The sequence below is a fragment of the Streptomyces sp. NPDC007945 genome (genome assembly GCF_042958885.1).
In the GTDB taxonomy this organism is placed as follows: domain Bacteria; phylum Actinomycetota; class Actinomycetes; order Streptomycetales; family Streptomycetaceae; genus Streptomyces.
In genome coordinates, this window is record NZ_JBIBJV010000003.1 from 308,824 (window position 1) to 331,128 (window position 22,305).

22 protein-coding genes are annotated in these 22,305 nt (G+C 73.7%); 13 read left to right on the top strand and 9 right to left on the bottom strand.

Going from position 1 to position 22,305, the window contains the following annotated elements; all coding sequences use genetic code 11:
• Window positions 1–30: 30 nt before the first annotated feature.
• Window positions 31–711 carry a response regulator gene (locus ACFZCF_RS12165; RefSeq protein WP_391286354.1) on the top strand — a complete coding sequence of 227 codons (681 nt, stop codon included), beginning with the start codon at window positions 31–33 and terminating at the stop codon, window positions 709–711.
• Window positions 712–738: 27 nt separating this feature from the next.
• Here ACFZCF_RS12165 and ACFZCF_RS12170 read toward each other — a convergent pair whose 3' ends face one another.
• Window positions 739–1,251, bottom strand: coding sequence for a MarR family transcriptional regulator (locus ACFZCF_RS12170; protein ID WP_391286356.1), 513 nt, complete (start codon window positions 1,249–1,251; stop codon window positions 739–741).
• 108 nt (window positions 1,252–1,359) lie between these two features.
• On the opposite strand from ACFZCF_RS12170, the gene ACFZCF_RS12175 reads away from it, so the two are divergent.
• The 4 genes from ACFZCF_RS12175 to ACFZCF_RS12190 all read left to right on the top strand — a co-directional run bounded on the left by ACFZCF_RS12175 (window position 1,360) and on the right by ACFZCF_RS12190 (window position 5,557).
• The gene (locus ACFZCF_RS12175) at window positions 1,360–2,502 is read left to right on the top strand and encodes a hypothetical protein (RefSeq protein WP_391286358.1); all 1,143 of its coding nucleotides are present in this window, start codon (window positions 1,360–1,362) and stop codon (window positions 2,500–2,502) included.
• Between the two features lie 138 nt (window positions 2,503–2,640).
• Entirely contained in the window at window positions 2,641–4,083 is a 1,443-nt protein-coding gene (locus tag ACFZCF_RS12180; protein WP_391286360.1) for a DUF2252 family protein, read from the top strand.
• A gap of 327 nt (window positions 4,084–4,410) precedes the next feature.
• A complete protein-coding gene (locus ACFZCF_RS12185) occupies window positions 4,411–5,166 on the top strand; it encodes a hypothetical protein (RefSeq protein ID WP_391286673.1) in 756 nt (251 codons plus the stop codon).
• Window positions 5,167–5,215: 49 nt separating this feature from the next.
• Window positions 5,216–5,557: a rhodanese-like domain-containing protein gene (locus ACFZCF_RS12190; protein ID WP_189944798.1), complete on the top strand. Its 342-nt coding sequence runs from the start codon at window positions 5,216–5,218 to the stop codon at window positions 5,555–5,557.
• Between the two features lie 274 nt (window positions 5,558–5,831).
• On the opposite strand, the gene ACFZCF_RS12195 is transcribed toward ACFZCF_RS12190, so the two are convergent.
• From ACFZCF_RS12195 to paaA, 6 genes are read right to left on the bottom strand one after another with little or no spacing between them, the layout of a single operon-like run.
• Window positions 5,832–6,983: an acyl-CoA dehydrogenase family protein gene (locus tag ACFZCF_RS12195; protein WP_391286363.1), complete on the bottom strand. Its 1,152-nt coding sequence runs from the start codon at window positions 6,981–6,983 to the stop codon at window positions 5,832–5,834.
• Between the two features lie 51 nt (window positions 6,984–7,034).
• Entirely contained in the window at window positions 7,035–8,096 is a 1,062-nt protein-coding gene (locus tag ACFZCF_RS12200) for a 2Fe-2S iron-sulfur cluster-binding protein (protein ID WP_391286365.1), read from the bottom strand.
• Window positions 8,097–8,600 carry a 1,2-phenylacetyl-CoA epoxidase subunit PaaD gene (paaD, locus tag ACFZCF_RS12205; protein WP_388442536.1) on the bottom strand — a complete coding sequence of 168 codons (504 nt, stop codon included), beginning with the start codon at window positions 8,598–8,600 and terminating at the stop codon, window positions 8,097–8,099.
• Entirely contained in the window at window positions 8,594–9,427 is an 834-nt protein-coding gene (paaC, locus tag ACFZCF_RS12210) for a 1,2-phenylacetyl-CoA epoxidase subunit PaaC (protein ID WP_391286368.1), read from the bottom strand. The genes paaD and paaC overlap by 7 nt, the downstream gene beginning before the upstream one ends.
• Window positions 9,424–9,711, bottom strand: a complete 288-nt coding sequence (gene paaB / locus ACFZCF_RS12215; RefSeq protein ID WP_030493720.1) for a 1,2-phenylacetyl-CoA epoxidase subunit PaaB — start codon at window positions 9,709–9,711, stop codon at window positions 9,424–9,426. The genes paaC and paaB overlap by 4 nt, the downstream gene beginning before the upstream one ends.
• A complete protein-coding gene (paaA, locus tag ACFZCF_RS12220) occupies window positions 9,708–10,721 on the bottom strand; it encodes a 1,2-phenylacetyl-CoA epoxidase subunit PaaA (protein WP_388442542.1) in 1,014 nt (337 codons plus the stop codon). Before paaA ends, paaB begins: the two co-directional genes overlap by 4 nt.
• Before the next feature lie 162 nt (window positions 10,722–10,883).
• On the opposite strand from paaA, the gene ACFZCF_RS12225 reads away from it, so the two are divergent.
• From ACFZCF_RS12225 to ACFZCF_RS12235, 3 genes are read left to right on the top strand one after another with little or no spacing between them, the layout of a single operon-like run.
• Entirely contained in the window at window positions 10,884–11,576 is a 693-nt protein-coding gene (locus tag ACFZCF_RS12225) for a DUF5819 family protein (protein WP_391286371.1), read from the top strand.
• A gap of 28 nt (window positions 11,577–11,604) precedes the next feature.
• Window positions 11,605–12,876, top strand: a complete 1,272-nt coding sequence (locus tag ACFZCF_RS12230) for an HTTM domain-containing protein (protein ID WP_388442547.1) — start codon at window positions 11,605–11,607, stop codon at window positions 12,874–12,876.
• Window positions 12,873–13,553: a TrmH family RNA methyltransferase gene (locus ACFZCF_RS12235; RefSeq protein WP_391286373.1), complete on the top strand. Its 681-nt coding sequence runs from the start codon at window positions 12,873–12,875 to the stop codon at window positions 13,551–13,553. The genes ACFZCF_RS12230 and ACFZCF_RS12235 overlap by 4 nt, the downstream gene beginning before the upstream one ends.
• Window positions 13,554–13,582: 29 nt before the next feature.
• Here the strand turns inward: ACFZCF_RS12235 and paaN are convergent, their stop codons facing one another.
• A complete protein-coding gene (gene paaN / locus ACFZCF_RS12240) occupies window positions 13,583–15,280 on the bottom strand; it encodes a phenylacetic acid degradation protein PaaN (RefSeq protein ID WP_388442552.1) in 1,698 nt (565 codons plus the stop codon).
• Between the two features lie 183 nt (window positions 15,281–15,463).
• On the opposite strand from paaN, the gene ACFZCF_RS12245 reads away from it, so the two are divergent.
• Both ACFZCF_RS12245 and ACFZCF_RS12250 read left to right on the top strand, forming a co-directional pair.
• Entirely contained in the window at window positions 15,464–16,996 is a 1,533-nt protein-coding gene (locus ACFZCF_RS12245) for a 3-hydroxyacyl-CoA dehydrogenase (RefSeq protein WP_391286674.1), read from the top strand.
• Entirely contained in the window at window positions 16,993–17,583 is a 591-nt protein-coding gene (locus tag ACFZCF_RS12250; protein WP_391286375.1) for a TetR family transcriptional regulator, read from the top strand. Before ACFZCF_RS12245 ends, ACFZCF_RS12250 begins: the two co-directional genes overlap by 4 nt.
• Window positions 17,584–17,851: 268 nt before the next feature.
• Here the strand turns inward: ACFZCF_RS12250 and ACFZCF_RS12255 are convergent, their stop codons facing one another.
• Window positions 17,852–18,418: a winged helix-turn-helix transcriptional regulator gene (locus tag ACFZCF_RS12255; RefSeq protein ID WP_391286377.1), complete on the bottom strand. Its 567-nt coding sequence runs from the start codon at window positions 18,416–18,418 to the stop codon at window positions 17,852–17,854.
• Between the two features lie 186 nt (window positions 18,419–18,604).
• On the opposite strand from ACFZCF_RS12255, the gene pdhA reads away from it, so the two are divergent.
• Genes pdhA through ACFZCF_RS12270 form a run of 3 tightly spaced genes read left to right on the top strand, consistent with a single transcriptional unit; the run spans window position 18,605 to window position 22,232 of the window.
• Window positions 18,605–19,756: a pyruvate dehydrogenase (acetyl-transferring) E1 component subunit alpha gene (gene pdhA, locus ACFZCF_RS12260; protein ID WP_388442561.1), complete on the top strand. Its 1,152-nt coding sequence runs from the start codon at window positions 18,605–18,607 to the stop codon at window positions 19,754–19,756.
• On the top strand, window positions 19,753–20,787 hold the full coding sequence (locus ACFZCF_RS12265) for a transketolase C-terminal domain-containing protein (protein WP_391286380.1): 1,035 nt from the start codon (window positions 19,753–19,755) through the stop codon (window positions 20,785–20,787). The genes pdhA and ACFZCF_RS12265 overlap by 4 nt, the downstream gene beginning before the upstream one ends.
• Entirely contained in the window at window positions 20,787–22,232 is a 1,446-nt protein-coding gene (locus ACFZCF_RS12270) for a 2-oxo acid dehydrogenase subunit E2 (protein WP_391286381.1), read from the top strand. Before ACFZCF_RS12265 ends, ACFZCF_RS12270 begins: the two co-directional genes overlap by 1 nt.
• Window positions 22,233–22,305 lie beyond the last annotated feature (73 nt).

Consider the following 22,305-nt stretch of genomic DNA (forward strand, 5'->3'; position numbering starts at 1 on the left):
GGCCCGTACCGAAGCGTTGGGGGAGGCGCAGTGCTGTCAGAGCGGACGGGACGGTCCGGACGGGCCGTCAAGGTCGTGGTCGCCGACGACGAGCCGCTGATCAGGGCGGGGATCCGGATGATCCTCAACTCCGATCCGGACATCCAGGTGGTCGCGGAGGCCGCGAACGGCCGCGAGGCCGTCGAGGCGGCCCGCGCGCACGCCGCCGACGTCGTGCTGCTCGACATCCAGATGCCCGTCCTCGACGGGCTCTCCGCCCTCCCGGAACTGCGCAGGGCCGCGCCTGCGGCCCGGGTCATCATCCTGACGACCTTCGGTGAACGGGAGAACGTGCTGCGGGCCCTGGAGCACGGCAGCGCCGGCTTCCTGCTGAAGGACACCGCGCCCACCGAGCTGATCGGAGCCGTACGGGCCGCGGCCGCGGGCGACGCCTACCTCTCGCCGGCGGCGACCCGGCACGTCGTCGAACGGCTCGCCTCCGGCCGCGAGACCGCCCGCGCCGAGGAGGCCCGCAGCCGGATCGCCGCCCTCGGCGAGAAGGAGCGGGACGTCCTCGCGGTCCTCGGCGAGGGCCTCTCCAACGCCGACGCGGGCCGTCGTCTCCACATGAGCGAGGCGACCGTGAAGACCTACGTCAGCCGCATCCTCGCCAAACTCCAGTGCGAGAACCGGGTCCAGGCGGCACTCCTCGCCCGCGACGCGGGGCTGTAGCAGGCGGAGGTCGTCCGGCGGGGCGGATCAGTCGAGTTCGGTCGGGCCTGCCGGACCCGCGGCGTTGTTGTAGCGGAGCAGATAGCCGGCGAACCGGTCCAGGTCCTCGCCGGACCAGTCCTTCAGGCGCTCCTGGTAGGCGGCGCGACGGTTTGCCTGCGCGGTCGCGAGCACCGCGAGACCGGCCTCCGTCGGGTGCAGCACCTGCACCCGGTGGTCCTCGGGGGCGGGCCGGCGCTCCACCAGGCCCAGTTTCTCCAGGCCGGCCAGCTGCCGACTGACCGTCGACTTGTCCAGCAGGTAGTGCGCCGCGAGGTCCGTGGCACGGCAGCCGCGCCGGTCCTCGATGTGGGACAGGAGCGTGTACGAGACCAGCGGGATCTCCGGGTGGACGCGGGCCGCGGAGGCCCGGGCCCGGCGCGCGAAGGCGGTCAGCTCGCGCTGGATGACATCCAGGGAGGCCTCGCGGGGGGCATCGGCCGCGGCGTCGCGCGAGGCGCCGGGGGCACCGGTCGCGGAGGCGGTGGGGGCGTCGGACATAGGGGCTCCCTCGGCGAGCTGGCCCGGCATGGGGTTTCAGTTGTATAGTACAACGGTTCTATGGTTGCAAAAGCCAACCATCTCGTCCACCGCCTTTCGGAGGTCACGGTGTCCACAGGACCGAACCCCACCACCGGAGCCCTACGGCACGTCCTCGGGCACCTCCTCACCCCCCTCCTCATGTGCCTGGGCATGGGCCTCGCCTACCTCGGCGCCTTCCACGCCCCCCAGCCCCACGACCTCCGCGTCGACATCGTCGGCTCGGGACCCGCCACCCAGGTCCTCGCCCAGACCCTCCACGACAAGGCCGACGGCGCCCTCGACGTCCGCACCGTCCCCGACCGCGCCACCGCCGCCACCGCCCTCCTCCACCAGGACAGCTACGGCGCGTACATCCCAGGCGACCACCCCGAGCTCCTCGTCGCCTCCGCCTCCTCCGACACCAGCGCCATGGCCGTCGAGAAGGTCTTCACCAAGGTCGCCGCCGGACAGGACGCCCCCCTCCAGGTCACCGACCTCGCTCCCACCGCCTCAGGCGACCCCACCGGACAAGGCGTCTTCTTCCTCCTCGTCGCCGTCAGCATCGGCGCCTACGCCTCCGTCGCCGTCATCGGCGCGGCCGGAGCCGCACTCCCCATGCGGATCCGCGCCCTCCTCGCCGCCGGCACCGCCCTCGTCGTCAGCCTCATCGGCACCCTCTTCGCAGGCCCCGTCTTCCACCTCGTCGACCACGGCCTCGCCGGCGTCTGGGCACTCTCCTGGCTCTACGCCACCGGCATCCTCCTCATCGGCGTCGGCCTCCACACCTACCTGCGCCGCTGGACCACGCTCGGCGTGATGGTCCTCTTCGTCATGCTCAACTTCACGAGCTCCGGCGGCATCTACCGCCCCGAGCTCCAGCCCGGCCTCTTCGGCTCCCTGCACGCCTTCTGGAACGGCGCCGGCCTCGTCGAAGGCATCCGCAGCCACGTCTACTTCGACGGACACGCCCTCGGCGGCCACCTCCTGGTCCTCGTTCTCTGGCTCCTCGCCGGAATCGTCCTCGTCGCCCTCGCCGGCCGCACCGAGGCCGCACGGACCGCGACCGCCACGGAAGCCGCACGGACCGCGACCGCCACGGAAGCGGCCACCCAGGAGACGGCGAAGCGGACGACGAAGGAGGAGGAGACGAAGCGGGAGGACAACCAGGAGACGAAGGAGGAGCGGGACGAGGACGCGGAGGAGGAAATGGAGGAAGCCGTCGCCGTCTGAACCCGCCTGACCAGGCACTCGACGGTTGTCCACAGGTAGTTGTCCACAGGGGGAGACGGGCGATCAAGACCGGCTGTACCGTCAGGACCCGAAGTCGTCGGACGCACTGTCCGGCCAGTCATCGGGGGAGGTCGTCCCATGGGCGAGATCCAGGCCGTCATGCCCGGACAGCGTGGCGGAACGGACGCGGAGCGCATCCCGCACGTGCCCGGATTCGTACGGCGCGGCACCGCGGAACACTCCGCCAAGGGGCGCGGCAAGCAGCTGCGCACCACCGTCCCCCGCGCCTCCCACGCCGATCTCGCCCTCCCCGCCGGACGCCCCGACGCCGCCCGCGCCGTCGAGGAGTCCAGCCGCGGCCGCGTCCCCGAACTCACCCCCCTCCGCGTCGGCCGCATGGCCGCCAACCCCTTCGCCTTCCTGCGCGGCTCCGCCGGCCTCATGGCCCACGACCTCGCCGGAACCCCCGTCACCGGCATCGCCGCACAGCTCTGCGGCGACGCCCACGCCGCCAACTTCGGCCTCTACGGCGACGCCCGCGGCCGGCTCGTGATGGACCTCAACGACTTCGACGAGACCGTCGTCGGCCCCTGGGAATGGGACCTCAAGCGGCTCGCCACCTCCCTCGTCCTCGCCGGCCGCGTCGTCGGCGCGGACGAGGCCACCTGCCGGGCCGCCGCCTTCGACACCGTCGGCGCCTACCGGCGCACCATGCGCCTCCTGGCCCGGCTCCCCGCCCTCGACGCCTGGAACGCGATACCCGACGAGGAGCTCGTCTCCCACACCGACGCCCGTGACCTCCTCGGCACCCTGGACCGGGTCTCCGCCAAGGCCCGCAACAACACCAGCGCCCGGTTCGCCGCCCGCTCCACCGAGGCCGTCGCCGACCCCGACGGCGGCGGACGCCGCTTCGTCGACGCGCCCCCGGTCCTGCGCCGGGTACCCGACGTCGAGGCCGCGGCCGTCACCGCCGCGCTCGGCGAATACCTGGAGACCGTCTCCGAGGACCGCCGACCGCTCCTGGCCCGGTACGCGGTCCACGACGTCGCCTTCCGGGTCGTCGGCACCGGCAGCGTCGGCACCCGCTCCTACGTCGTCCTGCTCCTCGACCACCGCGGCGAACCCCTCGTCCTCCAGGTGAAGGAAGCCCGCCCGTCCGTGCTCCTGCCCCACCTGCCGACCGGGTTCCCCGCCCCCGAACCCGGCCACGAGGGGCGGCGCGTCGTCCTCGGGCAGAAGCGCATGCAGGTCGTCAGCGACATCCTGCTCGGCTGGACCACGGTCGACGGGCGCCCCTTCCAGGTGCGCCAGTTCCGCAACCGCAAGGGCAGCGTCGACCCCGCCGCGCTCACCGCCGACCAGCTCGACGACTACGGCCGCATGACCGGCGCGCTCCTCGCCCGCGCCCACGCCCACAGCGCCGACCCGCGCCTGATAGCCGGCTACTGCGGCAAGAGCGAGGAGTTCGACGAGGCGGTCGCCTCGTTCGCGGTCGCCTACGCCGACCGCACCACCGCCGACCACGCCGACCTGCTCACGGCGATCCGCACCGGCCGCCTGGCCGCGGTAACGGGCGTCTGAGGTCGGAGGGGGAGACGGAAACGAGGGGGAGGGGAGGGGGGAGGGAGGGGGGAGGGCCCCCCTTGTGAGGACCTACGCTTGAGGGGTCGGGCCGGAACGAGGACGTGGGCAGGCGTGAACGTGAGCGAGGACCAGGACCAGGGCCACAACGAAGGCCGGGACGGGGACCGGCAGCAGGGGCAGGACCGGGAGCCGGAGTCGGGTCAGGGGCCGCAGCGGGAGCCGGAGCAGGGGCCGAACCCCGAGTCGCCGACGTCGTCGGAGCCGGGGGCCGGGCCCGGGGCGGATGCGGGCGCGGACACCGACGGGGAGCGGCCCGAGGCTCGGTTGGAGCGGGCCGTTCGGGTGGCCGAGCAGGCGCTGATCGAGTTCGAGATCGCGGTCGAGACCTTCCGGGTCGAGGTGGAGAACTTCTCGCGGCTGCATCACGAGAAGCTGGGGCCGATGTACGCGCGGCTCGACGAGCTGGACGCGTCGATCGCCGAGGCGCGGGCCGAGAAGAGCGGGGACCCGGAGGATCTGCGGCTGGCGCGGGAGGCGCGGGCCGCCGTGCTGCCGCTGCCGGGGGTCGAGGTGCTCTTCGACGACTGGATCGACTCCGACGGGCTCTCCGCCGAGGCGGCCGCGATGCTGACCGAGCGGCCGGTGCGGCCGCCGCAGCGGGTGCGGCCCAGCGAGGAGGTGCGCCGGCTCTACCGTGAGCTCGCCCGCAAGGCCCATCCCGATCTGGCGCGGGAGGAGGACGAGCGGAAGCGGCGGGAGGAGTTCATCACCCGCGTGAACGCCGCCTACGCGCGGAGCGACGAGGCGCTGCTGCGCGAGCTCGCCGAGGAGTGGGAGGCGGGTCCGGTGCCGGCCGAGGAGCGGCTCAGCGAGAGCGAGGAGCTCTACGCGCGGCTGGAGTGGCTGGCGCAGCGCAAGGATCTGCTGTCCGCGCTGGCGCAGGAGCTGGAGGAGAGCGCCATCGGTTCCATGCTGCGGCTGGCGCCGGAGGACCCGGACCGGCTGCTGGAGCAGATCGCCGAGCAGCTGCGCGGTCAGGTGTCCGAGCGCGAGGCCGAGCTGGCCGCGCTGGTGCAGTAGGTTTTTCGAGGTCGAGGCGGTTCCGCCGTACACGAGAGAAGGTCGTCCCATGAGTTTCGCCCCGCTGCCGTCGGTGCCCGCCGCGTCCGTTCCCGCCGATGCCCTGGTGCTCGACGTCCGGGAGGACGACGAGTGGGCGGCCGGCCGGGTCGAGGGCGCGGTCCACGTGCCGATGAGTGACTTCGTGGCGCGGTTCGCGGAGGTCGGCGAGGTGCTCGCCGAGCGCGGCCGCGCCTATGTGATGTGCCGGGTCGGCGGCCGGTCGGCGCAGGTCACGCAGTACCTGGTGCAGCAGGGCTACGACGCGGTGAACGTGGACGGCGGGATGGTGGCCTGGGAGGGCGCCGGGCGGCCCGTGGTCGCGGACGGCGGTCCCGGGTTCGTCGCCTGAGACGCGGTCGGGCCCTTGGACCGGCCAGAGTCCTGGTACGGCTGGGAGGCCTGAGACCGCCGGGAGTCCCGGCACGCCTTGGAGGCCTGAGACCGGCCAGAGTCCTGTGAGGGCTGAGAGGTCTGAGACCGCCGGGAGTCCCGGTACGGCTGACAGGTCTGGGACGGCTGGGGTAGCGGAAGAGCTCCGGCCGGTTGCAGTGGCTGGGGCGGTTCGAGGTGACTCGGGCCGGTGCGGCGCTTCCGGCGCGGGGTTCGCGTCCTCGGGGTGGCGGTCAGTCCAGCGGGTGGGCGGCGATGAGGTCGCCCAGGGTCTCCTCGTGGGCGGCGGCCGGGCCCAGGGAGAGTTCGAGGTACTTCGCCCAGGCGTGGTACCGGTGCAGCGGGTAGGCGGTGTCGGCTCCGAAGCCGCCGTGCAGGTGCTGGGCGGTCTGGACCACGCGGCGGTCCCCTTCCGCCGCCCAGATCTTGGCGACGGCGAGGTCCGCCTCGACGGGCAGGGCCGCTTCGGCGGCGGTGGTGACGCGCCACGCGGCCTGCCACAGGGTGGCCTCCATCGCGCGGAGGTCGATGTAGCGGTCGGCGGCCTGGACGGCGACGGCCTGGAAGGTGGCCACCGGGTGGCCGAACTGTTCGCGCTTCCCGGTGTACTGGCTCGTCATGGCGAGGACCTTCTCGCCGAGGCCGAGGCCGAGGCCGAGGCCGAGGGCGAGCGCGCAGGTGCCGGTGGTGAGCAGGGCGCGCAGCGACGGCCAGGCGTCGGCGGCGTCGAGGACGCGGTCGGCGGGGAGGCGGACGCCGTCGAGCCGCAGCCGGGCGAGGCGTTCGCCGTGGGTGCCGTACTGGGCGTCGAGGGTGAGGCCCGCGTGGTCGCGGGGGAGCAGGGCGAGGACTGTGCGGCCGTCGGCGGTGTGCGCGGGGACGGCGGTCAGATCGGCCTGGTGGGCCCAGGGGACGTGGTCGGTGGTGCCGTCGAGGATCCAGTGGTCGTCGTCGGGGCGGGCGGTGACGGATCGTTCGGCGGGCTCGTGGCCGGTGGCGCCGTGGGCGGCGGCCGTGAGGACCAGTCGGCCCGTGGCGGCCTCCGGCAGCAGGGCGGCGGCGGTGGCGGCTGGTGCGTGGTGCCCGAGGACGTGGGTGACGGCGGTGGTCTCCAGGAGGGGGACGCGGGCCAGGACGCGGGCGGACTCGCGCAGGACGAGGCAGAGGAGGTCGGTGGCGGCGAGCCGCTGCCACAGGCGGCGGTCGAAGTCGTCGGCGACGGCGGTGGGGGTGAGGGCGGGGCTGGGTACGGCGTCGGGGGCGACGTCGGCGAAGACGGTCCGGGCCGTCTCCGCGGCGGCCTGCTGCTCCTCGGTGAACGTGAAGTCCGTGGCCCGGTCCTTCCGTCGCTGTCCATCGCCCGTCCGCCGGCCCGTCGGGCACACGCGCCTGACGGGCCGTCAAGACAGAACAGGTTCCAGCGGAAGGGAATGGGCTCAGCGGTCGAAGTCGAGCTCCACCTCGGGGGTGGCCGGGTGGGACTGGCAGGCCAGGACGTAGCCGGCGTCGGTCTCTTCGGGTTCCAGGGCGAAGTTGCGGTCCATGCGGACCTCGCCGCCGACGACGAAGGCGCGGCAGGTGCCGCAGACTCCGCCCTTGCAGGCGTAGGGGGCGTCGGCGCGGGCGCGCAGGACGGTGTCGAGGAGGGCTTCGCCGCGCTCGACGGGCCAGGTGCCGGAGCGGCCGTGGAGGGTGGCCGTGAGGGTGGCGTGGGCGGGGGTGTCGGCGGTGGGGACCGGCGCGGGGCCGTTGCCGTCGTCGACGTGGAAGATCTCCTGGTGGACGCGGGCACGGTCGACGCCGAGGCCGCGCAGGGCCCGCTCGGCGCCCTGGACGAGGCCGAGGGGTCCGCAGAGGAACCAGCCGTCGATGGTGCCGACGGGGAGGAGGGCGGGCAGGAGGTCGGCGAGCCGCTCTTGGTCGAGGCGGCCGGAGGGGAGGCCCGCCTGCTGTTCCTCGCGGGAGAGCACGGTGACGAGCTGGAACCGGTCGGGGTGGCGGTCCTTCAGGTCGGCGACCTCGTCGAGGAACATCGTGGAGGCGGCGGTGCGGTCGCTGCGGATCAGGCAGAACCGGGCCTCGGGTTCGCGGTCGAGGAGGGTGGCGGCCATGGAGAGCACCGGGGTGATGCCGCTGCCGCCGGCGACGGCGGCGAAGTGGCCGGGGCGCGGGTCGAGGACGAAGCGGCCGGTGGGGGCCATGACGTCGACGGTGTGGCCGGGGGCGAGTTCCTTGAGGGCCCAGGTGGAGAAGGCGCCGCCGTCGACGAGGCGGATGCCGACGCGGAGTTCGGGCCGCTCGCCGGCGGGCGCGGCGGGGGAGCAGATCGAGTAGGTGCGGCGGATCTCCTCGCGGGACTCGTCGGTGCGGCGCAGGGCGAGGTGCTGGCCGGGGCGGTGCCGGAAGGTCTCGTGGAGCTCGTCGGGGACCGCGAAGGTGACGGCCACGGAGTCGTCGGTGAGCCGTTCGACCCGGCTCACCGGGAGCGGATGGAACATCTACAGCTCCTTGAAGTGGTCGAACGGTTCGCGGCAGGCGGCGCAGCGGCGCAGGGCCTTGCAGGCGGTGGAGGAGAAGCGGCTCAGGAGCTCGGTGTCCGTGGAGCCGCAGTGGGGACAGCGGATGGCCAGGGTGAGGGCGACGGGTCCGCCGGCGGGGCCCTGGGGGCGGGGCGGGGCGATGCCGAACTCGGAGAGTTTGCGGCGGCCTTCCTCGCTGATGTCGTCGGTGGTCCAGGCGGGGGCGAGGACGGTGACGACGGTGACCTCGGGGATGCCGTGTTCGTGGAGGGCGTGCTCGATGTCGGTGGACATCGTCTCCACGGCGGGGCAGCCGGTGTAGGTGGGGGTGAGGGCGACCTCGACGCGGCCGGGTCCGGTGATCTGGACGCCGCGGAGGACGCCGAGTTCGGCGAGGGTGAGGACGGGCAGCTCGGGGTCGGGGACGGCGCCCGCGATCCGCGCCAGCTCGGCCTCCAGGGGGGTGGCGGTGGTGGTCACCATGTCGCCCCCGGGTGGCTGCGGTGGAGGTGCTGCATCTCGGCGAGCATCCGGCCGAAGTGTTCGGTGTGGAGGCCCTGGCGGCCGGCGCCGGCGCGCCAGGCGCCGGTGCGGGGGCCGGTGGGGACGGTGAGGCCGGCGCGGGTGAGGACGCCGGTGACGGAGTCCAGCCAGGCGGCTTCGAGGGTGGTGGGGTCGAGGGCGAGGCCGTCGAGGGGCTGGAAGAGCTCGCCGGTGTACCGCCAGAGGGTGTCGCAGGCGGTCTGCATGCGGCGGTGGCTCTCGTCGGTGCCGTCGCCGAGGCGGAGGGTCCAGTGCTCGGCGTGGTCCTGGTGGTAGGCGACTTCCTTGACGGCCTTGGCGGCGAGTCCGGCCAGGGGGCCGCCGTCGGCGGCGAGCGCCGCGTACAGGAGTCGCTGGTAGGTGGAGAAGTACAGCTGGCGGGCGATGGTGGGGGCGAAGTCGCCGTTGGGCTGCTCGACCAGCTGGACGTTGCGGAAGTCGCGCTCCTCGCGGAGGAAGGCGAGTTCGTCCTCGTCGCCGGCGAGGGAGAGGAGGACGCGGGCCTGGCCGAGGAGGTCGAGCGCGATGTTGGCGAGGGCGACCTCCTCCTCCAGGACGGGGGCGTTGCCGGCCCACTCCCCCAGGCGCTGGGCGAGGACGAGGGCGTCGTCGCCGAGGGCGAGGGCCGCGGCGGCGACGGCGGGGTCGGTGCCCGGCGCGGGCGCCTTCGCGGTGGTGCCTTCACCCGCGGTGCGGACACCCGCGGCGGGGGTGCCGGTGGTGCGGGCGCCCGAGGTGGGGGCGCCGGTGGTGTCGGTGGCGGTCACAGGTGCTTCACCCCCTCCGGGATCTCGTAGAAGGTCGGGTGCCGGTAGGGCTTGTCGGCGGCGGGCTCGAAGAAGGGGTCCTTCTCGTCCGGGGAGGAGGCGGTGATGGCGGCGGAGGGCACCACCCAGAGGGAGACGCCCTCCATGCGGCGGGTGTAGAGGTCCCGGGCGTTGCGCAGGGCCATCTCCGCGTCGGGGGCGTGGAGGCTGCCGGCGTGGGTGTGGGAGAGCCCTCGGCGGGAGCGCACGAACACCTCCCACAGGGGCCAAGTGTCGCTGCTCATGCCTGTGCCTCCCCGTGCTGTCCGGTGTGCTTGCGCGCGTAGGCCGCGGCGGCCTCTCTGACCCAGGCGCCGTCCTCGTGGGCCTGGCGGCGCTTGGTGATCCGCTCGTCGTTGCAGGGGCCGTTGCCCTTGAGCACGTCCCAGAACTCGTCCCAGTCGATGGGGCCGAAGTCGTAGTGCCCGCGCTCCTCGTTCCACTTCAGGTCGGGGTCGGGGAGGGTGAGGCCGAGGGCCTCCGCCTGCGGGGCGGCGATGTCGACGAAGCGCTGGCGCAGTTCGTCGTTGGAGTGGCGCTTGATCTTCCAGGCCATCGCCTGGGTGGAGTGGGTCGACACGTCGTCGGGGGGGCCGAACATCATCAGGGACGGCCACCACCAGCGGTCCACCGCGTCCTGCGCCATGGCGTGCTGGGCCTCGGTGCCCCGGGAGAGGGCGAGCAGGGCTTCGTACCCCTGGCGCTGGTGGAAGGACTCCTCCTTGCAGACGCGGACCATGGCCCGGGCGTACGGGCCGTAGGAGCAGCGGCAGAGGGGGACCTGGTTGGTGATGGCGGCGCCGTCGACGAGCCAGCCGATGGCGCCGACGTCGGCCCAGGTGAGGGTCGGGTAGTTGAAGATCGAGGAGTACTTCTGGCGGCCGCTGTGGAGCTTGTCGAGGAGCTCGTCGCGGCTGACGCCGAGGGTCTCGGCGGCGCTGTAGAGGTAGAGGCCGTGGCCGGCCTCGTCCTGGACCTTGGCCATGAGGATGGCCTTGCGGCGCAGCGAGGGCGCGCGGGTGATCCAGTTGGCCTCGGGCTGCATGCCGATGATCTCGGAGTGGGCGTGCTGCGCGATCTGCCGGACGAGGGAGGCGCGGTACGCCTCCGGCATCCAGTCGCGCGGCTCGATGCGCTCGTCGGCCGCGACCGCGGCGTCGAACGCCGCCTCGCGGGCGGCCTGCGCCGCCGCGTCCGCGGCGTGTGCGCCGGGCGCTTCCGCGGTCACTGCCGTCCCTGCCGTCCCTGCGGTCATCGGACCCCCTACCGACCGATCGTTCGGTTGAATGACTTCAATGGTGGGTCGGCGGCCCGTATGGTGTCAACCCTGTGGATAACCGCCTGCTCCGATCGGGGCGCAGACGAGCGGGCCACCGGTGGGACGGGATCGGGTCGGGAAGCCCGGGATCGGGGTGGAATGAGCGCGCACATCGACGGCAGCGCGGAGCGACGGCCGACCGGGGGGATCCTGGCGCTGTCCATGCCGTACCAGGTGGTGGCGGCGGTGGCGCTGGCCTCCCTGGCGGTGCTCGCGGGCCTGCACCTGGCCATGGTCTTCCTGCACGTGGCGCCCTCGAACACGATCACCAAGCAGCACGGCCAGGCCGTCGACGACTGGATCTACCCCGAGTTCGAGCAGAACTGGAAGCTCTTCGCGCCCAACCCGCTCCAGCAGAACGTCTCTGTACAGGTCCGCGCCGAGGTGACCGGCGCCGACGGCGCCCGCCGCACCACCGGCTGGATCGACCTCACCGCCCAGGACGTCGAGGACGTCCGCGGCAGCGTCTTCCCGAGCCACACCCAGCAGAACCTGCTGCGCCGGGCGATCGACTGGTACGGCAACGCGCACGACGACGAGGGCCGCCCCAAGGGCATGCGGGGCCGGCTCTCGGAGGAGTACATGCGCCGGATCGTGCTGACGCGCATCGAGGGTCCCGGAGCGCGCGCGGACGTCGGTGGGACGGTGGAGCGGATCCAGCTCCGCCGCACCGTCACGCCCGTGGCCGCCCCGCACTGGAGCACCGAGAAGCGCTCCACCCAGCCCACGAGCCGGCTGATGCCCTGGTGGGAGATCACCGACGCCGACCGCCGCACGGAGACCAGCCGATGAACGCCGCCAGTCGCACGGAGCGCCGCCGATGACCGTCCCCAGCCCCGCACCGGCCGCGGCCCCGGCGCGCGTGCCCTTCGACCGCAAGCTGGCCCGGGCGGCGCAGACCGTCACCTCGCGCGCACTGGGCCCGTACCAGACCGCGATCGTCCGGATCGGCTTCTCGCTGACCTGGCTGTTCTTCCTGGTGCGCGAGTTCCCGCACCGGCACGAGATGTACGGCCCCGACGGCCCCTGGTCGTTCGAGCTGGCCCGCCGACTGATCGCCGACAACCGCGCGTTCACGGTCCTCATGTGGTCCGACGGGCGGCTCTGGTTCGAGGTGGTCTACGGCCTCGCGGTGGTCGCCGCCGTGCTGCTGCTCCTCGGCTGGCACACCCGGGCGGTGTCGGTGGTCTTCATGGTCGGCGCGCTGTCGCTGCAGAACCGGTCCGTCTTCCTCGGCGACGGCGGCGACAACGTGGTGCACCTGGTCTCGATCTACCTCACGCTGCTGCGCTGCGGTCAGGTGTGGTCGCTGGACGCCCGGCGGGCCGCCCGCGCGGCGGCCCGGGGCGAGGAGGCGGGCCGACGGGTCGAGCTCGTAGGCCCCGCCCTGTGGGTCGTCCTCGGCGGGTTCCTCGTCGCCGCGACCTGGTTCAGCCCGGTCACCGGCGAGTGGTGGCTGTACGTGCTGCTCTGGGTGCTCTGGCTCGGGCAGGGGCTGTGGTGGCTGGTCGAGCAGTACGCGCCCGGCGAGCCCCGCGTCCTGCTGGACGTGCTCGCGAACCTCGCCCACAACGCGACCCTCGTCGTCCTCATGGCCGAGGTCTGCCTCATCTACGCCACCGCCGGCTGGTACAAGATCCAGGGCTCGCGCTGGCAGGACGGCACCGCGCTCTTCTACCCCCTGCACCTGGACTACTTCACGCCCTGGCCGGCGCTCTCCGAGCTCCTCGCCTCCAGCGGGATCATGGTCATGCTGCTCAGCTACGGCACGGTGATCGTGCAGGTCGCCTTCCCGTTCACGCTGTTCAACCGCAAGGTGAAGAACGTCCTGCTCGTCGCGATGATGCTGGAGCACGCGGGCATCGCGCTGCTGCTGGGCCTTCCGGCCTTCTCGCTGGCGATGATCGCCGCCGACGCCGTCTTCCTGCCCACCGTCTTCCTGGTGTGGCTCGGCGCGCGCGTCGCCGGGGGCCGGGACCGGCTGCTGCGCCGGAAGCCCACCGCGGCGGAGCTGCCCCCGCCGCGCCCCGCGGAAGCGGAGCCGGGCGGGGAGACGGGCGGCGAGGCCGCTCCCCGTACCCTCGTGGGGTGAGCACCACCGAAGAGACCCCCGTCCCGGCCGGGGCCGAGCCGCTCCAGTACGACGAGGGGTACGGCCCCGAGGTCGGCGTCGGCCCGCACCCCGAGCCGTGGCCCGAGGACCCGCGCTACGATCGCGCCCTGCTGGCCGAGGGCGACCGGCGCAACGTGGTCGACGCCTACCGGTACTGGACGCGGGAGGCGATCGTCGCCGACCTCGACACCCGCCGGCACGACTTCCACGTGGCCGTGGAGAACTGGGGCCACGACTTCAACATCGGGTCCGTGGTGCGCACCGCCAACGCCTTCCTGGCCAAGGAGGTGCACATCGTGGGGCGCCGCCGTTGGAACCGGCGCGGCGCCATGGTCACCGACCGCTACCAGCACGTGCGGCACCACCCCGACACCGAGGCGCTCACCGCCTGGGCGGCGGCGGAGAACCTGCCGATCATCGGCATCGACAACCTGCCGGGCTCGGTGCCGCTGGAGCGGACCGTGCTGCCCCGCCGCTGCGTGCTGCTCTTCGGGCAGGAGGGCCCGGGGCTGACCGAGGAGGCCCGCCGCCACGTGCGGACGGTCTGCTCGATCGCCCAGTTCGGCTCCACCCGGTCGATCAACGCCGGGGCGGCCGCCGCGATCGCCATGCACGCCTGGATCCAGCGCTACGCCGACGTGCCGGCCCCCGAGTAGGGACCGGCACACCGGGGCGGGCCGCCGGGTCAGGCCTGGCGGCGCACCTCGACCACCCGGAAGCGGTTGGAGACGAAGGCGCCGTCGCACAGCGCCGCGTTCGCCGCCGGGTTGCCGCCCGAGCCGTGGAAGTCGGAGAAGGCGGCCGTCTGGTTCACGTACACCCCGCCCGTGAGGTTGAGCGAGAGCTGCGCCGACTCGTCGAGGCAGATCTCCTCGACGGCCCGCTCGGTGTCGGCGGAGGTCGTGTACGCGCCCACCGTCATCGCGCCCTTGTCGCGGATCGTGCGCCGCAGCAGCTCCAGGCCGTCGGCCGTGGAGTCGACCGAGACGGCGAAGGAGACCGGGCCGAAGCACTCGGAGAGGTACGCGGCCTCCGCGTCCGGCTTGGAGCCGTCCAGCTTCACCATGACGGGGGTGCGGACGACCGCCTCCGGGAAGTCCGGGTTGGCGACCTCGCGGGAGGCCAGGGCGACCTCGCCGAGATCGGCGGCCGCCTCCAGGCGGGCCTTCACGTCCGGGTTCACCAGGGCGCCGAGCAGGGCGTTGGCCCGGGCGTCGTCGCCGAGGAGCCCTCCGACGGCGGCGGCCAGGTCGGCCACCACCTCGTCGTAGGACTTGGGGCCCTGGTCGGTGGTGATGCCGTCGCGGGGGATCAGCAGGTTCTGCGGGGTGGTGCACATCTGGCCGCTGTACAGGGACAGCGAGAACGCCAGGTTGGACAGCATGCCCCGGTAGTCGTCGGTGGAGTCGATCAGGACCGTGTTGACGCCCGCCTTCTCCGTGTACACCTGCGCCTGGCGGGCGTTGGCCTCCAGCCAGTCGCCGAACTCGGTGGAGCCGGTGTAGTCGATGATCCGGATCTCCGGACGGACCGCGAGGGTCTTCGCGATGCCCTCGCCCGGACGCTCGGTGGCCAGCGCCACCAGGTTCGGGTCGAAGCCGGACTCGGCGAGGACCTCGCGGGCGATCTTCACGGTCAGCGCCAGCGGGAGGACCGCGCGCGGGTGGGGCTTCACCAGGACCGCGTTGCCCGTCGCGAGGGAGGCGAAGAGGCCCGGGTAGCCGTTCCACGTCGGGAAGGTGTTGCAGCCGATGACCAGGGCGACGCCGCGGCCGACCGGGGTGAACTCCTTGGACAGCTCCAGCGGGTCCCGCTTGCCCTGCGGCTTGGACCAGGCGGTCCGGCCGGCGGGGGTGCGGGTCTGCTCCTCGTACGCGTACGCCACCGCCTCCAGGCCGCGGTCCTGCGCGTGCGGGCCGCCGGCCTGGAACGCCATCATGAACGCCTGGCCGCTGGTGTGCATGACCGCGTGGGCGAACTCGTGGGTGCGGGCCGAGATCCGGGACAGGATCTCCAGGCAGACCAGGGCGCGCGTCTCCGGCCCGGCGTCCCGCCAGCCGGGCAGGCCCGCGCGCATCGCCGGCAGCAGCACGTCCACGTCCGCGTGCGGGTACTCGATGCCGAGCGCCGGGCCGTACGGCGAGACCTCGCCGCCCGTCCAGCCGTCGGTGCCCGGCTGGTCGAGCTCGAAGCGGCCGTTCAGCACCGCCTCGTGGGCGGCCAGGCCGGCGGCCGCGTCCAGCGAACCGTCCGCGCCGTACGCCTTCGGATGCTCGGGATGGGGCGACCAGTAGGCGCGGGTGCGGATGGTGGCGAGGGCCTGATCGAGTGTGGACCGGTGCTTCTCGGCCAGAACGTCGGTGATCGGCTGGGCGGTGGCCATGGAGGACCAACTCCTCGTCGAGCTGGGCAGGGAGACGCGTACGGAGTTAGAGTAACCGAACGATCGGTCGGGACAAGGGGGTCCGTCGATCCTGTGGAAAACCCATCGGGGAGGATCACTCCTATGAGCGCCGGCAGCGAAGCGGACACGCGGGTCAACGGAACCGTCAGGGGGAGCGCCACCATGGACGACGCGAGCACGGCGGGCGAGGCGATCGGGCGGGACCGGACCGTCGCCGTCGTCGGCACCGGCACCATGGGCCAGGGCATCGCGCAGGTGGCGCTGGTCGCCGGCCATCCGGTACGGCTCCACGACAGCGCCCCCGGCCGCGCGGCCGAGGCCGTCGCCGCGATCGGCGCCCGCCTGGACCGGCTCGTCGAGAAGGGGCGGATGTCGTCCGCCGACCGCGAGGCCGCCGCCGGCCGGCTGCACGCCGCCGCGGACCTCGCCGAGCTCGCCGACGCGGCCCTCGTGGTCGAGGCGATCGTCGAGGACCTGGCGGTCAAGAAGCGGCTCTTCGCCGACCTGGAGAAGGTCGTCGCCGACGACGCCCTCCTCGCCACCAACACCTCCTCGCTCTCCGTCACCGCCATCGCGGGAGGCCTGCGGCTGCCCGGCCGCTTCGTCGGCCTGCACTTCTTCAACCCGGCGCCGCTGCTCCCCCTCGTCGAGGTCGTCCGCGGCTTCGCGAGCGACGAGACCGCCGCCACGCGCGCGTACGAGACGGTGAAGGCCTGGGGCAAGACGCCGGTGCGCTGCGCCGACACCCCCGGGTTCATCGTCAACCGGATCGCACGGCCCTTCTACGCGGAGGCGTTCCGGGTGTACGAGGAAAGCGGCCTCGACCCCGCGACGATCGACGCGGTGCTGCGCGAGAGCGGCGGCTTCCGGATGGGCCCCTTCGAGCTGACCGACCTGATCGGGCAGGACGTCAACGAGGCCGTGACCCGGTCCGTGTGGGAGTCCTTCTTCCACGACCCGAAGTTCACGCCGTCGCTGGCGCAGCGGCGGCTGGTCGAGTCCGGGCGCCTCGGCCGGAAGACGGGCCACGGCTGGTTCTCGTACGCGGACGGCGCCGAGCGGCCCGAGCCGCGGACCGCGCCGCCCGCGAAGGCGCCGGAGCGGATCACCGTCCGCGGCGACCTGGGGCCGGCCGAGCCGCTGGTGGGGCTCTTCGAGGAGGCGGGGATCAAGGTCCGCCGCAAGAGGGGCGACGGCTTCGTCGAGCTGCCGGGCGGCGCGAAGCTCAGCCTGGTGGACGGCGAGACCTCCTTCGAGTACCACCGCGAGGACATCGTCTCCTTCGACCTCGCGTTCGACTACGCGGCCGCCACGCGGATCGCGCTCTCCGCCCGCGAGGACATCGACCCGGACGTGCTCGCCGAGGCGGTGGGCCTCTTCCAGGCCCTGGGCAAGAAGGTGTCCCTCGTCGGCGACCTGCCGGGCATGATCGTGGCCCGTACGGTCGCGATGCTCGCCGACCTCGCCGCCGACGCGGTCGGCCGGGGCGTGGCCTCCGCCGAGGACATCGACACGGCGATGCGGCTCGGCGTCAACTACCCGGCCGGCCCGCTGGAGTGGGCCGCGAAGGCGGGGCACCGCAGGCTCGCCACCGTGCTCGACGACATGGACACGCGGTACCCGGGCGCCCGGTACACACCGAGCCTCGCGCTCATGCGCCTGGGGTACGCCGAGGCAGCCCAGGAGGACCGATGACCACGGCCAGACGTGACACGTACACCCCCGAGACGCTGCTCTCGGTCGCGGTGCGGGTCTTCAACGAGCGCGGCTACGACGGCACCTCCATGGAGCACCTGTCCAAGGCCGCCGGCATCTCCAAGTCCTCGATCTACCACCACGTGACGGGCAAGGAGGAGCTGCTGCGGCGGGCGGTCAGCCGGGCGCTCGACGGGCTCTTCGCGATCCTGGAGGAGCCGGGCGCGGTGCGCGGACGGGCGGTGGAGCGGGTCGAGTACGTGACCCGGCGGACCGTCGAGGTGCTGATAGCGGAGCTGCCGTACGTGACGCTGCTGCTGCGGGTGCGGGGCAACACCGCGACCGAGCGGTGGGCGATGGAGCGGCGCCGGGAGTTCGACCACCGGGTGGCCGAGCTGCTCGGTGCGGCCGCCGCCGAGGGCGACCTGCGGTCCGACGTGGACATCCGGTTCGCGACCCGGCTCCTCTTCGGCATGATCAACTCGCTGGTGGAATGGTACCGGCCGCACCCGGACCAGACCGAGCGCGAGCAGCTCGCCGAGACCGTCGTCCACCTGGCCTTCGACGGGCTGCGGAAGGCCCGCTGACGGGCCTGGGGGCGGGGGCGTCGGGCGAGGGCCCGGGAGCGGATCCGGGGCCCTCTCGTACGACGTCCCCGTCCCCCCGGGCTTCCCGCGTCCCCCCCCCCGGGCTCCCCACGTCGTCTCCCGGGCCTCCCACGTCGTCTCCCGGGCTTCCGGCCCTCTCTGCGGGGCCTCTCGCCCTCTCCCCGGGCCTCCCTCGCCCGCTACCGGGTCTCTCCCGACGTTTCCGGGCCTCTCCGCCCCAGGGGCCCCTCGTGCCTCTTCGGGGGCGTCAGGGCCTCGGGTCGGCGTTCAGGTCCATCTCGTCGAAGACGAGCAGGGTCCGGGTGGACAGGACCTCGGGGATGGCCTGGAGGCGGGTGAGGACCAGCTCGCGCAGGGTTCTGTTGTCCGGGGTGTGGACCAGCAGGAGGACGTCGAAGTCTCCGCTGACCAGCGCGATGTGCGCGGCTCCGGGGAGCGCCTTGAGCTGCTCGCGGACGGTGCGCCAGGAGTTCTGGACGATCTTGAGGGTGATGTAGGCGGAGGCGCCGTGGCCGGCCCGCTCGTGGTTGATACGGGCGCTGAAGCCGCGGATCACGCCGTCGTCGATGAGCCGGTTGATGCGCGCGTACGCGTTCGCCCGTGAGACGTGGACCCGCTCGGCGACGGAGCGCACCGAGGCGCGGCCGTCCGTCTGGAGCAGTCGCAGGATGTCCCGGTCTATCGCGTCCAGCGGGCGCGCCGGGGCGGCGTGCGCCGGCGTGTCCGAGGGGGCGCTCAGCTCCTCGCCCGTGACGTCCCCGGCCGACTCGTCCGGGGCACCGCCCCGGACGTCGGCCATTTGTTCATCCGCCATGTGCCCCCGCCTCTCTCCGGTGGACGACCTGCCTCTATCCCAGGCCGTGGAGAACCGTTTGTCCACAGGCTGGAGGTGCCTGTAGCCAAAATGCCTCCACGACCGAACAATCGGTAGGTGAGGCGCGCCACACCCGCGCCACCCGCCTTCGGGTGTCATGCCCGCTCCCACGAGGAGGTGGACTCGTTGCAACAGCGCAGTTCGACAGTCCAGGAGCCGCTCGCCGAGACGGCCTACCGGCCCACGCCGCCGCCCGCCTGGCGGCCGCGGACCGATCCCGCCCCGCTGCTGCCCGACGCCGAGCCGCTGCGCGTGCTCGGCACGGACGCGGTCGCCGACGCCGACCCCGCGCTGCTGCGCCGGCTCTACGCGGAACTGGTCCGCGGCCGCCGGTACAACGCCCAGGCGACCGCCCTGACCAAGCAGGGCCGGCTCGCGGTCTACCCGTCCACCACCGGCCAGGAGGCGTGCGAGGTCGCCGCCGCCCTCGCCCTGGAGGAGCGGGACTGGCTCTTCCCGTCCTACCGGGACACCCTCGCGGCCGTCGCCCGCGGCCTCGACCCCGTACAGGCGCTGACCCTGCTGCGCGGCGACTGGCACACCGGCTACGACCCGCGGGAGTACCGCGTGGCGCCGCTGTGCACCCCGCTCGCCACCCAGCTGCCGCACGCCGTGGGCCTCGCCCACGCGGCCCGCCTGAAGGGCGACGACGTGGTCGCGCTCGCCATGGTCGGCGACGGCGGCACCAGCGAGGGCGACTTCCACGAGGCGCTGAACTTCGCCGCCGTCTGGCAGGCGCCGGTGGTCTTCTTCGTGCAGAACAACGGCTTCGCGATCTCCGTGCCCCTCGCCAAGCAGACCGCCGCCCCCTCCCTCGCCCACAAGGCCGTCGGCTACGGCATGCCGGGCCGCCTGGTCGACGGGAACGACGTGGTCGCCGTGCACCAGGTGCTCACCGAGGCCGTGGCACGCGCGCGTCGCGGCGGCGGCCCGACCCTGGTGGAGGCCATCACCTACCGGATCGACGCCCACACCAACGCCGACGACGCCACCCGCTACCGCGCGGAGGGCGAGGTCGAGGCCTGGCGGGCGCACGACCCGGTGCTGCTCCTGGAGCGCGAGATGACCGAGCGGGGCCTGCTCGACGAGGACGGCCGCCGCGCCGCCGCCGAGGCCGCCGAGACGATGGCGGCGGAGCTGCGCGAGCGGATGAACGCCGACCCGGTGCTCGACCCGATGGACCTCTTCACCCACGTCTACGCCGAGCAGACCGCGCAGCTGCGCGAGCAGGCGGCGCAGCTGCGGGCCGAACTCGAAGCGGAGGGCGAGAGCCGATGACGACGGCGACGACCGGCGCGGCCTCGAAGGCGGCGGGCCGGACCAAGCCGGCCACGATGGCGCAGGCGCTCCTGCGCGCCATGCGCGACGCGATGGCCGAGGACCCGACCGTCCACGTGATGGGCGAGGACGTCGGCACCCTCGGCGGGGTCTTCCGGGTCACCGACGGGCTCGCCAAGGAGTTCGGCGAGGACCGCTGCACGGACACGCCGCTGGCCGAGGCGGGCATCCTCGGCACCGCGGTCGGCATGGCCATGTACGGCCTGCGGCCGGTGGTCGAGATGCAGTTCGACGCGTTCGCCTACCCGGCGTTCGAGCAGCTCGTCTCGCACGTGGCGAAGATGCGGAACCGCACCCGCGGCGCGATGCCGATGCCGATGGTCATCCGGGTGCCGTACGGCGGCGGGATCGGCGGCGTCGAGCACCACAGCGACTCCTCCGAGATCTACTACATGGCCACCCCCGGCCTGCACGTGGTCACCCCGGCGACCGTCGAGGACGCCTACGGCCTGCTGCGGGCGGCCATCGCCTCCGACGACCCGGTCGTCTTCCTGGAGCCCAAGCGGCTCTACTGGTCCAAGTCCGACTGGTCTCCCGAGGCCCCCGCGCGCGTGGAGCCCATCGGCAAGGCCGTGGTCCGCCGGCCCGGCACCAGCGCCACCCTGATCACCTACGGTCCCTCGCTGCCGGTCTGTCTGGAGGCCGCCGAGGCGGCCACCGCGGAGGGCTGGGACCTGGAGGTCGTCGACCTCCGCTCGCTCGTGCCCTTCGACGACGAGACCGTCGCCGCGTCGGTGCGGCGCACCGGCCGCGCCGTCGTGGTCCACGAGTCCGGCGGCTTCGCCGGGCCCGGCGCGGAGATCGCCGCCCGGGTCACCGAGCGCTGCTTCCACCACCTGGAGGCGCCGGTGCTGAGGGTCGCGGGCTTCGACATCCCGTACCCGCCGCCGATGCTGGAGCGGCACCACCTGCCGGGCGTCGACCGGGTCCTGGACGCGGTCGCCCGCCTCCAGTGGGAGGCGGGGAACTGATGGCACAGGTCCTGGAGTTCAAGCTGCCCGACCTCGGTGAGGGACTCACCGAGGCGGAGATCGTCCGCTGGCTGGTGGCCGTCGGCGACGTCGTCGCGATCGACCAGCCCGTCGTCGAGGTCGAGACCGCCAAGGCGATGGTGGAGGTGCCGTGCCCGTACGGGGGCGTGGTCACCGCCCGCTTCGGCGAGGAGGGCACCGAACTGCCCGTCGGCGCCCCGCTGCTGACGGTCGCGGTCGGCGCGTCCGCCGACACGGGGGCGGCCGCCGCGGCGCCCGCGACCGCTTCCCCGTCCGGGACCTCGGCCGCGCCCGCCGCCGGGGCGGATCGGGACGCCGATCAGGCGGTGTCCTCGGAATACTCGGGCAATGTGCTCGTCGGCTACGGCACGGCGGGCCCCGCGGCCCGGCGCCGCCGGATCCGACCCCAGTCCCCGGCCGTCGCGCACACCACGCCGAACGCGACGGCCGGTCCCGCCCCGACGGCACCCGCCGCCCCGACGGCACCCGACGCGGCCGCCCCGGCGACGACGGCCGACGCCGCGCGGTCCGCGGGGCCGGTCCCCGTGATCTCCCCGCTGGTGCGGAAGCTGGCCCGGGACCGGGGCCTCGACCTGAGGGAGGTGCGCGGCTCGGGACCCGAGGGCCTGATCCTGCGCGCCGACGTCGAGCGGGCCCTCACCGCGCGCGAGACCCCCGCGGCACCTGCGGCACGGCCGGCGGCCGCCGCGACCGCGCCGGCCGCCGCCGTCCCCGGCGCCGAGCGGATCCCGCTGCGCGGGCTGCGCGGAGCCGTCGCCGACAAGCTTTCCCGGAGCCGTACGGAGATCCCCGACGCGACCTGCTGGGTGGACGCCGACGCCACCGAACTCATGGCCGCGCGGGCGGCGATGAACGCGGCGGGCGGGCCGAAGATCTCGCTCCTCGCCCTCCTCGCCCGGATCTGCGTCCACGCTTTGGCCCGCTTCCCCGAGCTCAACTCCACCGTGGACACGGCCGCCCGGGAGATCGTCCGGCTGCCCCAGGTGCACCTCGGCTTCGCCGCCCAGACCCCGCGCGGGCTCGTCGTCCCCGTGGTCAGGGACGCCGGGACCCGGACCGCGGAGTCGCTGACGGAGGAGTTCGCCCGGCTCACCGAGACGGCCCGGCAGGGCACGCTCACCCCGGCCGACCTCACCGGCGGCACGTTCACCCTCAACAACTACGGGGTGTTCGGGGTGGACGGCTCCACGCCGATCGTCAACCACCCCGAGGCGGCGATGCTCGGCGTCGGACGCATCATCCCCAAGCCCTGGGTCCACCAGGGTGAACTGGCCGTCCGTCAGGTGGTGCAGCTCTCGCTCACCTTCGACCACCGCGTCTGCGACGGAGGCACGGCCGGAGGCTTCCTCCGGTACGTCGCGGACTGCGTCGAACAGCCGGCGGTGCTGCTCCGCACGGTCTGACCGCCACCGCGCCCCGCCACCCCGCCGGCCGCCGCCGCGCGCCGGTGCGGGGTCCGGTGCCGGGCCCCGGCCG